General features: G+C 65.9%; 15 protein-coding genes. 10 read left to right on the top strand and 5 right to left on the bottom strand.

The annotated features are described in order from the left end of the window. The first annotated feature begins 1 nt into the window (after nt 1). Genes ACFXKA_RS37610 through ACFXKA_RS37640 form a run of 7 tightly spaced genes read left to right on the top strand, consistent with a single transcriptional unit; the run spans nt 2 to nt 5374 of the window. Nucleotides 2–1417, top strand: coding sequence for a hypothetical protein (locus ACFXKA_RS37610; protein ID WP_379431033.1), 1416 nt, complete (start codon nt 2–4; stop codon nt 1415–1417). A gap of 20 nt (nt 1418–1437) precedes the next feature. Beyond that, nucleotides 1438–2346 (top strand): glycoside hydrolase domain-containing protein, encoded by a 909-nt coding sequence (locus ACFXKA_RS37615; RefSeq protein WP_379431034.1) that lies wholly within the window; start codon nt 1438–1440, stop codon nt 2344–2346. Next, nucleotides 2343–2594, top strand: a complete 252-nt coding sequence (locus tag ACFXKA_RS37620; RefSeq protein ID WP_379431035.1) for a hypothetical protein — start codon at nt 2343–2345, stop codon at nt 2592–2594. The genes ACFXKA_RS37615 and ACFXKA_RS37620 overlap by 4 nt, the downstream gene beginning before the upstream one ends. Before the next feature lie 53 nt (nt 2595–2647). Then, the gene (locus ACFXKA_RS37625) at nt 2648–2959 is read left to right on the top strand and encodes a hypothetical protein (protein WP_379431036.1); all 312 of its coding nucleotides are present in this window, start codon (nt 2648–2650) and stop codon (nt 2957–2959) included. Continuing rightward, nucleotides 2959–3390, top strand: coding sequence for a hypothetical protein (locus ACFXKA_RS37630; RefSeq protein ID WP_379431037.1), 432 nt, complete (start codon nt 2959–2961; stop codon nt 3388–3390). The genes ACFXKA_RS37625 and ACFXKA_RS37630 overlap by 1 nt, the downstream gene beginning before the upstream one ends. 14 nt (nt 3391–3404) lie before the next feature. Then, entirely contained in the window at nt 3405–4016 is a 612-nt protein-coding gene (locus ACFXKA_RS37635; RefSeq protein ID WP_379431038.1) for a hypothetical protein, read from the top strand. 44 nt (nt 4017–4060) lie between these two features. Continuing rightward, a complete protein-coding gene (locus ACFXKA_RS37640; protein WP_379431039.1) occupies nt 4061–5374 on the top strand; it encodes a hypothetical protein in 1314 nt (437 codons plus the stop codon). 396 nt (nt 5375–5770) lie between these two features. Here ACFXKA_RS37640 and ACFXKA_RS37645 read toward each other — a convergent pair whose 3' ends face one another. The 4 genes from ACFXKA_RS37645 to ACFXKA_RS37660 form a co-directional block, all read right to left on the bottom strand. Further along, the gene (locus ACFXKA_RS37645; protein WP_379431040.1) at nt 5771–6289 is read right to left on the bottom strand and encodes a hypothetical protein; all 519 of its coding nucleotides are present in this window, start codon (nt 6287–6289) and stop codon (nt 5771–5773) included. A 470-nt stretch (nt 6290–6759) separates the two neighbouring features. Beyond that, nucleotides 6760–7182, bottom strand: coding sequence for a hypothetical protein (locus ACFXKA_RS37650; RefSeq protein ID WP_379431041.1), 423 nt, complete (start codon nt 7180–7182; stop codon nt 6760–6762). A gap of 25 nt (nt 7183–7207) precedes the next feature. Next, the gene (locus ACFXKA_RS37655; protein WP_379431042.1) at nt 7208–7504 is read right to left on the bottom strand and encodes a hypothetical protein; all 297 of its coding nucleotides are present in this window, start codon (nt 7502–7504) and stop codon (nt 7208–7210) included. Next, entirely contained in the window at nt 7501–7830 is a 330-nt protein-coding gene (locus ACFXKA_RS37660) for a hypothetical protein (protein WP_379431043.1), read from the bottom strand. Before ACFXKA_RS37660 ends, ACFXKA_RS37655 begins: the two co-directional genes overlap by 4 nt. A 391-nt stretch (nt 7831–8221) precedes the next feature. On the opposite strand from ACFXKA_RS37660, the gene ACFXKA_RS37665 reads away from it, so the two are divergent. From ACFXKA_RS37665 to ACFXKA_RS37675, 3 genes are read left to right on the top strand one after another with little or no spacing between them, the layout of a single operon-like run. Then, nucleotides 8222–8974 (top strand): hypothetical protein, encoded by a 753-nt coding sequence (locus ACFXKA_RS37665; RefSeq protein WP_379431044.1) that lies wholly within the window; start codon nt 8222–8224, stop codon nt 8972–8974. After that, the gene (locus ACFXKA_RS37670; RefSeq protein WP_379431045.1) at nt 8971–9351 is read left to right on the top strand and encodes a nuclear transport factor 2 family protein; all 381 of its coding nucleotides are present in this window, start codon (nt 8971–8973) and stop codon (nt 9349–9351) included. Before ACFXKA_RS37665 ends, ACFXKA_RS37670 begins: the two co-directional genes overlap by 4 nt. A gap of 59 nt (nt 9352–9410) precedes the next feature. Continuing rightward, the gene (locus ACFXKA_RS37675) at nt 9411–9791 is read left to right on the top strand and encodes a hypothetical protein (RefSeq protein ID WP_379431046.1); all 381 of its coding nucleotides are present in this window, start codon (nt 9411–9413) and stop codon (nt 9789–9791) included. A gap of 47 nt (nt 9792–9838) precedes the next feature. On the opposite strand, the gene ACFXKA_RS37680 is transcribed toward ACFXKA_RS37675, so the two are convergent. Beyond that, on the bottom strand, nt 9839–11152 hold a 1314-nt coding region (locus tag ACFXKA_RS37680; protein ID WP_379431047.1), incomplete at its 5' end, for a tyrosine-type recombinase/integrase.

Genomic DNA, 11152 nt, shown 5'->3' on the forward strand with positions numbered 1-11152 from the left:
CGTGGCGCTGCCCCCGCAGTTTTTCGCCGCCATCGGCGAGGCCATGAAGGATCTGTTGCTGGCCAACGTATGTTCGGCGGTCGCAGGGGTCGACATCAACATCTTCGGCGTCGATGTGCACCCGTTCGCGTTCCTGGGGGACTGGGCAACCAACCTGCGCAACGACGCCAATACCGCCATCCAGAACAGCGTCACCATCGCCTCGGGCATCAACGGCGGCAGCAGCGACCCGACCAAGGTGGCTACGACCGTCGGCGGCATTCAGAACAACATCGCTGCGAACTCCGCGGCTATCTCCGCGCTGCAGACCCAGCAGCAGCAACAGCAGACCGGCGGCGCGTCGATCTCGGTGACATTCCCCGATACCCAGCTCGGCAGCATCGGGCCCGGCTGGACACTCGGCGGCCAATCGACCGCGCTGTGGGCCGAAGGCAATGGGGTGGCCGGTATTCAGCCGGACAACCACTACGGCAACGGCGTGCGATGGGCGCTCAACACCACGGTGATGCTCACCAACGACCACGCCGTCACCATGGTGGCCGGCACTACCGGCTCGACGCAGGCCATGACCTCGCTGCTGGTGCGCTGCGCGACCGACCTGAGCAGCTTCGTCTACCTGAACGTCTACAACAACCACGCCTACCTGGGATATGGCAGCTGGAACGGCACCGCGTACACCTTCCACGACTGGGCCGACGTCGGCCTCAGCGGGCTGGCGGTCGGCACCACGCTCACTCTGACCGCCACGGGGCAGAACTATGTCGCCACCATGGGCGGCATCACGCTGCTCTCCCATACCGATTCCACGAATCAGGCGACCGTCGGCTCGTCGAACCGCTCGGTGGGCATGCTCAGCGGTCAGTATGTCGACCTGTTCGGCTCGGCCTACACAGGCTGGGACATCAAGAGTTTCGCGGCCGCCGACGTGTCCTCGCCGCCCGTCGTCGGCACCGGCTGGTCCATCTACCAGTCGACCTCGAGCCAACCGCTGCCCGGCAGCGGCTGGACCACAGTCGGCTCGAACACCTTCGACACCATCCGCCAGAAGGCGAACGTCACGATCACCACGCTCGGCACCGGTGTCATCACCATCCAGAAAACCGGCTGGTACAGCGTCGCTTTCGCGGCAACGGTCAACGTCGGCCAGGTCACCGCCGCTGCCGGGCTGTACTACCTGCCCTCTGGCGGATCGACCGCGAGCATTGTGCGCCAAGGCGATCGGGTCGACGGTGGCGGCGGTGGCGACAACACCGCGAACTACACGGTCACGACAACGAACATCGTCTACCTCAGCGCGGGCGACCAGATCTTTCCCGCGATGTACACCGGCACGGGCAGCGGCACATTGACCGGCACGGGGGCGGGTGGCGCTGGCTATCACACCTATTTCGAGGGCGCGCTACTCAACAGCGCCTAACGAATCGAAAGGAACACCCCATGACTCTCGGGATCGACTACGCCGGTGGCAGACCCAACGCCGCCGAAATCCGCACCAGCGGATACGCATTCGTCGTCCGCTACCTGTCCGACGGCGGCCCCGGCCTCCCCGGCAAGCTGCTCACCCCCGAGGAGGCCGACGCGCTGCGCGCCGCCGGTGTCGACATCGTGAGCAACTGGGAAACCACCGCCGACCGCCTGCTCGGCGGCCACGATGCGGGCGTCGCCGACGCCCAGGCCGCCCTCGCCCAGGTACTCGCCTGCGGCGGCCGCCCCGACCGGCCGATCTATTTCTCGGCGGACTGGGATGCCACCGAGGGCGACCAGCAGGCCATCGACGACTACCTGCGCGGCGCGGGCACGGTGATCGGCCCGGAATGGGTCGGCATCTACGGCGGCTACTGGCCGGTCTCGCGCGCCCTCGACCACGGCAGCGCTCGATGGGCGTGGCAGACCGACGCCTGGTCGGGCAGCAACACCGAGCCCCGGGCCCAGCTGCACCAGCGTGCCGAACAGGTGACCATCGACGGCGTGCAGTGCGACGTCAACGAGGCACTCGCCGACGACTACGGGCAGTGGTCGGCCACGACCGCACCCGCACCGGTTCCCGGGCCGCCGCCAGTGACGGGACCGCTCGACGTCACCTATTTCGACGGATTCATGGGCAACGTCGTGTCCGACATCAAGGACATCCGCCAGCAGCTCACCGGCGGCCGCGACCGCGTCGACACCGCGACCGGCGTCGACGAGCGCGCCAGCTACCCCGGGTGGGCCCAGCTGGGCAAGAACCCCGATGGCAGCGACCGGACCATCGTCGACGCCGTGGCCGCCGTGCTCAAGATCGTCGAGGCCCAGACCGCGACCATCGCGTGGATGGCCGCCAAGATCGGTCCCGAGGTGCAGGCATGAGCATCTCCCAGTACTCCAAGACCGCAATCTCGGTCTCGGGCGGCATCGTGGCGTGGGGCACCGAAACCGCCGCGCTGCTGGAGCTGGTGCCCGACAAGCGTGCGGCCGCAGTCGCCGCCGCGCTGCTGCTCGTCGTGCACACCGCGCAATCGTTCGGCGTGTGGCTCACCAAGAACGAGCCCGCGATCGAGCACGTCGTCGCCGAAGCCGAAGCGGCATTCGCGCCGGACCACGGCGCCGCCTCATGAGCTGGGGATGGATCGGCCCAGCACTAGGCGGCGCGGCCACCAGCGGTGTCGGCGTGGAGCTCACCCGCCGACTGTTCTCGCGTAGCTCTGACCGCGCACAGGCAGATGTGAATCATGCGGTCGCCAGCAATCAGCTGTCCGAAACGGTCGCCAAGCTCTCCGAGACCGTCGGCAAGCTCCACCTGCGGCTAGACGCCACAGAGGAGGAGCTGAGCAAGTATCGGATTGCGCAGTCGCGGCTCGAAAACCTGTTCCGCCACGCCATCGAAGTGATCCGGGACTTCATGGACATCGCGCGTGACCACGACATCCCGGCTCCGGAGATGTCGGACGAGCTGCTCGACGAGATCGCCAGCCGCACCTAATGTCCTCGATCCTGATAGTCCGCGACGTGCTCGCCGCGGACGGATCCCGCATGCCCACCCAGGGCATGATGATCGACTCGGCCGACCTCGCGAAGTATCAGGCGTACGGCTGGCGGCTGCCATACGGCGCGCCCGGAATCCCGGCCACCGCCGACCAGCTCTATGACGGATTCGACAAGTCGCCCACCGACATCGAGCCCTGGACCTTCGACTGGTCCCCGGACCTCGCCAGCGGCGAAACCATCACCGCGAGCAGCTTTCTCACCATTCCCGGCCTGACCTTGAGCTCGGCCACCCACACCGCGACGACCGCCTCGATCTGGGTATCGGGCGGAACTCTCGGCACCACCTACCTGGTCACCAACCGCATCGCCACCAGCACCGGGCGGCAGCTTGATTGGTCGTTCCAGGTCACCATCGCCCAGCAGTAGAGAGGGAAAATCCCATGTCTGACGACGTTTTCGCGTGGCACGCTTCCGCCACGATCTTCAAGTACTTTGAGGACAAGGTGGCGGCAATGACCGCGCACCTGGATCTCGGGCGCGAACCGCTCGGCCACGAAATCGAGGATCTGGTGCGCCGCGGTCTGTTCGCGCCCGACGAGGTCCACGTCGAGGACGGCAACCTGCTCACCACCGCCGGCCTCGGCCGCATCACCTCGCTGCTGGAAGGCAACGGCGGCGCGGTATTCAACAACGCGCAGGCCATCATCGGTGTCGGCTACCACGGCGGCACCACCACCAACGACGCGGCAGTCACCGACACCGCGCTCGCGGGCAACGGGTCGACGTCGACGGCCTACTACCAGGGCGCGGACGCGAGCTACCCGACACAGTCCGGCGGAACCATCACGGTCAACTCGACTTTCGGCGGCAGCAACGCCAATTTCGCCTGGAACGAATGGTGCCTCGGCATCGCGACCGGCACTCTCACCCCTGGCGGCACGCTGGCCTCGGTGGGCACCTCGCCGATCATGCTGAACCACAAGATCGCTGGCCTGGGCACCAAGTCCCCGGGCGCGATCTGGACCTTGTCAGCGACCTGCACGATTTCCTGATCTACTGCAGCGCAGCATGATTCGGGCGACGAGAGGGGCGTGACGTGGCAATAGCCCTGCGCGGGACGGCGACGACCGGCTCGACCACGATCACGGCCCCGACCGGCGTCTCGAACGGCGATGTGCTGGTGATGGCGGCGATCTGCGCGTCGGCGACCACGCTGACCTTGCCGACCGGCTGGACCAGCGTTCGTAACGTCACCGCCGCGAACGGAGCGTTCTCCACGATCCGCCTGGTCGTCGCCTACCTGGTATGGACGACCGGCACGGCGACGAGCTGGTCAATGACCGGCACCACCTACAACGTGTGCTCCGGCTACTCCGGTGTATCCACAGTAACCCCACTCCTTGTGGAGAACTACACCACCGCGACGGCGAGCACGATCACCACGCCGACGGTCAACAACACCTCGGCGAGTGCATGGCGTCTCGCGGTGTGGGGTGCGAACAACGCCTTCAACAGCTCGATCTCGGCGTGGACCACATTCAGCCCGGCCGACACCAAACGCACCGGATCCAACAGCACGTCTTCTGCCCTGGCGCTCACCGACTCGAACGCCACCATCTCGACCGGCAACACGTCGATCACCGGCACGGTCCCCGACACCGCGCCCAGCAATGGCATCAGTGCGGCCTGGATCGGGATGCTCAATCCGGCCGGCGTCCCCGTGTCCGACACCGACACCGGATCCGGTGCGGATTCGGCGAAGATCGCACTCAGCTACGCGGACACCGGATCCGGCACAGACTCGGCGGCGGTCACCGCCTCGACACCGAGCAGCGACACGGCCTCGGGCGCCGACAGCGCACAACTCACGGCGTCCGCGACCGACACGGGCGCGGCCGCAGAATCAGGCACGGTGACGACACCAACCACCGAGACCGCGACCGCCCTCGACACCGCGCTCATCCGGCAGACGAGCAGCGATACGGCCGCGGGCACCGAAAGCGCATCGGTCGCGGTCCTACTGCCCTCGGTCAGCGACAGCGGAACGGGCACCGACACCGCCGCGCCGGTACTGCGGGCCACAGAATCGGCGAGTGGCACCGAATCCGCCTCTGTCACTGCCGCCCTGCCCGCTGCCGATACGGCCGCCGCTACTGATGCCGCCGTGGTGGCCATCGACAAGCTGAGCACCGACACGGCGACCGGCGCTGATGCCGCAGTCGTCCGGGTGAACATCACCGGCACCGACACCGCCGGCGGAATCGACTCGGCCGCAATCCGGCTCGCGAACTCCGATACCGGGTCCGTCGCGGATTCGGCACGCACCCGGCACGCGGGCCAGGGCGTTCCGGCTCGGCTGCGGCTCGTGAAAGTGATTCCGCGGCTGCCGGTGTGGACCGGGCCGCGTTAGCGTTGAGCGCTGCCGGAGGTCAGGCCCTTCATGAAGCCACCCGCGAAATCATTGGGATCGGTAGTGTCGTCGCTTCGCTGGTTGAGCCACGGTCGCGGCGTGATCGTGATCTGCCATAGCCCACGACCGCTATTCCCGGGTACCTGATCGCACGTCGCGGTATCAGCAGTGGTGTTCCGCGTCGCCGCTTCATGAGCGCGAGCATCAGCGGCGCACGCCGCGTACGAGGGATAGACCTCACCGTCGTAGGCAGCCGACGCGATCCCCGTTCCGGCCCCAGCTGCGGCTGCGAATAGGACGGCCGTACAAACGATCTTGCGGAGCATCAATTCTCCTCAATTGGTCAATGATTGGTCAGCGGCGCGATGGGAATGGCGGCCAGTAACGCGGGCCGCGTTAGCCGGTGCCCTTCTCGCGCAACATGGTGTATTCAGCCAGGACCCCTGCGCAGTCCATCGTCGGCGCATCCGCGGGGAGCGAGTCGCGCAGATGCTGCAGCACGGTGAGGGTGGTCTCGTCGTTAATGCCGGCCTTCTGCATGAGCTCGTTGGCCCGCTTCGCCTCGACGTAGAGCTTCCCATCGTCCTCGCGGCACGCGCTGCGCAGCGCGTCGAGCGCGGCCTGCTCGTCGGCGCTGTACTTCGCGGCGGCCGCCGAGGTCGTTTGAGGTGTCGACGTTCCCCCCGTTGCACTGTCGTGCGAGCCGCAGCTGGTGAACGCGATGATCGGCACAGCGGCGAGCATGGCGAGCACGAGCAATCCGACGACCGGGTTGCCCTTCTTCTTCTCGGGCGCGATTGGTTCCGGCGTGGCCTCGCGCGTGCCGGCCGCGTCGCCATGCGCCCCGGAGCCGTCGCCGAACCTGGCCCTGAAGTCCGCGGTGGAAGTCTTGCGTGGCCGGTGGTGGTGCGTCATGCAGTCCCTCTCATTGGTGGGCCTGGGCACGAACAATGCTGCTGAGATATCACGGAATATCGCCGATTCTTAGCTGTTCCGGTCACTCTGGCATGCGATGTCGGTCGGATTGACACGCAACTAGAGAGAACAACGGCCGCCCCCGCTACGAACGGGGGCGGCCGTGCTGTGTTTTCAGGATCTAGTAGCCCATTTTCCGGGTCCATGCGATCGCTGCCCCGTCATCGCCTGCTGCGACCGAACGGGTGTAGCGCAGCGGAGGAGCCCACCGGTGCCGGCGGATTCCGCTCCGGGGCCGGATGACCGTGCCGCCGAACTCGCGCCGCGTCACGGTTCCGGCGCCTTTGTCCCCGGGGTCACGCCGCTGGGGGGTGAGCACGCGGGTCAGGTGGTAACGGGCCCAAAACAAGCGGTGCGAGAGGTTGGTTCGGGCCGACTGAATCGTGTGGTTCACGGGCGTTTCGCTCTCACTAGCAGCTGCCGGTGTTGAGGATGTCAGTGTACTTGTCGACCGCGGGGAAAGTGCCCTGGTAGCTGACCCAGAGGATCGCGTGGCCACGGTAGGACGACATGGTTTTGCACTCCAGGTCGCGGGCACCAATGTTGAGGAACGGGTCGGGTCGGGTGCTGTCGCCCGCAGTACCAGTCGTCACCCAGTTCCCGCCGTCGTAGTACTCGATTCGCAGGTCGATGTGGAAGGTGTCCGGCTTGGGCATGCAGGTCGCCTGTCCGCCGGTGATGACCGCACCAGACTGGACATAGATCCCGTTGGCGAAGGTGAAGTAGCACGGGTTGCCGGTCTTCTGGGCGCAGGCGTCGGTGGCCGGGAGCATGAGCGCCGCCGTGGCCACGGTGGCACAGGCGAGAGCGATGCGGGTAAGCGTGTGCCGCATGGAGTTTCCTTCTGTGTAGTGGTGGTTATCGTGGCCAGCGTTGCTCGGCGCGTAACTGTTGTTCCCCTGCCCAGGTGGCGCTGCCAACCCGGCGGCTCTCCGCAAGCCATTCCGCAATCTGGTCGAGGCTCCCGCTGGCCTTGCTCCAGCCGCTCGGATCGCGCAGGACCCAGCCGTAGGGCGGTTGCCGCGCGACCTCGACCGTCCAGCCCGGCCCGGCAGAGGCTGCGATCTCGTCTGCCCGCTGGCGCACGAGTTCGACGCCTGTAGCGAGAGCCTCCCGGTCGGGCGCCGGGCTCTCCATGGGGCTGGGTTGATTCACCGGCTGCTCCGCTCGGTGAGGGTGCGGGCGTACGCATCACGGGGCGAGACGGTAAGCACCGCCGCGACCTCGAGAAGTTCGGCCGGCACACTGCGGGCGTCGAAATGCTCGACGCTCGGGACGATTACGGCGTCCACGCGCGTCCGGTCAACTACCACACGCAACCGATGGACCTGCTCCAACGTGCGCTCACTGAAGACGACGATCTTCCGGAGGTCGTAACCGCTCAATCGAGCACATCGCTCGATGGCTCTCTCGTCCTGTTGTTGCTTCGTCGCTGAGACGTCGCTGCGCAGGAATCCCACCGCGGAAGGCAGCAGACCCATGGTCAACACCCCCGGCTGATCGGGACGTACGTGCGCCGTGGCTCGGCTGCGAGTCGGGCCTGAATGTCGCTGACGGTCAGCCTGTTCTGACGTTTTACGTGCTCGTCGCTCGGTATGACGAGCGTGGCGGCGCCCACGAGCACTAGCGCAGCGAGGGTGAAAAGAAGGATGATTCCCATGTCGGGTGCCTCCAGCTCCCTGGAACGGATGGAGCGCACCCGGCACCAGAGCGTTGATGAGGGAGTCGCGTCTGGTGCCGCGTGCTGTATCGATCGTCCGACGCGCCCACGTGGATTCACCATTGCGCCACAGTGGAGTATCAAACGCCCCGAAAGTTCACGAAAGTACACACCCCCACCGGATTCCGGCGTATTTTCCCAGCATGAGGGAAGTGGGGAAGTGGACGGGCGTCGAGTCTTACGCCCTGCAAAGCGCATTGGGCGACACCGCCGAAGTCTTCGCGGACCGGGTCGGTGTCACCGCGAGCATGCTCTACCGGTGGCGGCGCGCCGGAGCACACGCGAATTTGCGGCTCGCCAACCAGACTCGCCTGGCCGAGCTGCTCGACGCCCTCGACGAGGCGCAAATGCGCCGATTCTGGGATGCGTTGGCGGCCAACCCTATTTCAGATGCCGACGAGGCGCTGATCGGGCCATCGCTACCGCCGAACGTGCTCACAGGATGTTGGGTGACGACCTACAAATTCGACCGCGTGCGCCACCACGCCGACATCGCGGTTATCACCCCGCGTGGTGGCCGGCGGATCACGGCCGCGAACTGGCCGCCGTCGCCGCGCAGCGAGGACCAGGCGGAAGGATTCCGCAACCGGGTCGAGGCCGAGCTGTATGGGCGGCACCTGATCGGCCAGTGGCGAAACATGAGCGACAGCTACTATTTCGGCTCCCTTCACCTGTCGGTCATGCCAGGCGAGATGATGCTCAGCGGCTACTACACCGGCTTTCCGCATGACATGGAAGTTGTTGCGGAACAGTGGAAATGGGTACGCATCGAGCCGTCCTCGCTGGACGGAATCGATCTCGCCGCCGTCACCTTGAAAGCGCCGGACTTGATTTACGCTCAGCTCCAGGACCGCAGCCACACGGCCGGTCCGATGACGCTCGAGGACATCACGGAGGCACGATGACCCTGACCAAGCAGCATGTTCGCGACGTCGTGGATATCTACATCCGGGCGTGGACCAAGCAAGACCCCGACTTGATCCTGTCGATATTCACCGAGGACGCGACCTATCACGAGCGCGTGCTCGGCGAGCCGATCGCGACCCACGGCGGCATCCGGGACTACTGGCAGTCGAAGGTCGTCGAGTCGCAAGCGAACATCGAATGCGAGCTGCTGAGCCTGTACGTCGATGGCGAGACCGCGATCGTCGAGTGGGAAGCTCGCTTCGATGACCTGGTCCGCGGTATCCGCAAGCGCATGCGTGAGGTCGCCCTGCTGGAGTTCGACGGCGCGCTGATCCGGAGCCTGCGCGAGTACTGGGCCTCGGAAACCATCGGCTGACACCTGAAATAGTGTGTAGCAAGCTTGACAGTGTGGAGCATGCTTGACACAATAGAGCTATGACCACAACGATTGCCACTGTCGCCGATTCCATCACCGACCGCACCGACATGGACCTCGATGCGGCGCTGACTCTCGCCACCACCTACGCCGCACAGTGCGGCTACGACGTTCCCGAAGGTGGACAGGCCCCCGACGCCGAGATCAGCGAGGACGACGCCGAATTCATCCTGGAATCCGCCAGGGTCGCCACAGAATCCGCAGCGCCCTCGATCCTCGACGACATCGCTACAGCCGCGGACGCCATCGAGGCGTCAATCGATCAGCGGGATGCCCTCATTCGTCGCGCAATCGCCGATGGCGTCCCGCGCACTCACATCGCGAAGGCTGCCCGGCTGTCTCGCGAACGCATCTACCAGATCCGCGACCACCGGCGGTAAGCCGGACGCGCCGCGCCGGGCGATGGACCCCGGCGCGGCGCAGTGGATCAGGCCGCGCCCTCAACAACTTTCAGCGCAGGCTGCGCGGTCCGGGAGATCATCGCCCCGATGACCGCGGCGGCGGCAGATCCGGCGCGGCGATCCAGATGCCCGTACCGGTCCGATGTCGTCGTGATGCTCTCGTGGCCGAGGTGCCGTTGCACGACATACATCGGGATGTTCGCGCCCAGCATCCAACTCGCACAGGTATGCCGCAGGTCATGGATCCGCGGTTTCTTGCCATTCAGCGGCTCGGTGGGATCATCGGCCAGCCGTGTGAGCGCCGGGGCCCAGATCTGCTTGTAGAACGTGGTGATGTGCACGGGATCGCCGTGCGCGTTGACGAACAGCCAGTCGCCCCGCGGGCGGCCCGCCAGGGCCAGCTCGGCGATGAGGGCCGGATCGAGATCCAGTGTCCGGTTGCTGCGCTTGGTCTTCGGTCCGCCGAGTGTGCGAACGCCGCCGGTGTACTTCCATGCCCGTCGGATGTGGCAGGTGCCCTTCTTCGGATCGATGTCGCCGACGCGCAGCGCGGTGACTTCGCCCATCCGGGCACCGGAGGCCACCAGGAATCGAACGAACGCCTTCCACGGGCCCGGTATCTGGTCGATCAGCGCGGCGAATTCTTCCGCTTCGAGGAAAGTCATTTCAGCCTGGTCTACGCGCGGCAGCTTCGTATTCTCACAGGGGTTCCCGGCGATCACACCAGACTTGGTGAGCGATGCCATGAACGCATACAGGAAGCCGTGCTTGTTGGCGATCGTCTTGGCCGCATTGCCGACGATCTGTTCGAGGTGGTTCACCCATCGGGCTACGGCCTTGTCGTCGATTGCGTCGACCGGGGTATGCGCTCCGAAGAATGGCGCTATGTCGTTGGCGAGAAATCGCCGGTACCGCCTCCTGGTGCCGTCCTCGATGCCGGACAGATCGTCGATATAGGAGTTGGCGGCGCAGGTGAGTCCGGGCGCATCGCCCTGGGCGGCGAGTTCGGCTTCCAGCAATTGCAGCGCCTGCTCGAGTCCGAGTTTGTCGATGCGCTTCTTCAGCTGCAGGGCGGCCTGGAAGTCGTCGAACGTCGTCGAGGACTGCTTGCCGTTACGGCGGTACAGGACGATGTGAGCAATGGATCCGTCGGATCGAACACGCTCGGTGAGACTGGCCATCTGGGGTCCTAACAGGTCGAGGACATGGACAACGTCAAGTCCGTCGACAGCACGTCTCCCCAGACGTGTTGATGCCGTTGTTGATGCGGCCCAGGCCAGCTGCTCAAATAGAGCATCTGACCTGGGCCCATCCGGCGGAGGATAGGGGATTTGAACCCC

Origin of the sequence: Nocardia sp. NPDC059228 (genome assembly GCF_042754245.1) — a bacterium.
GTDB lineage: Bacteria > Actinomycetota > Actinomycetes > Mycobacteriales > Mycobacteriaceae > Nocardia.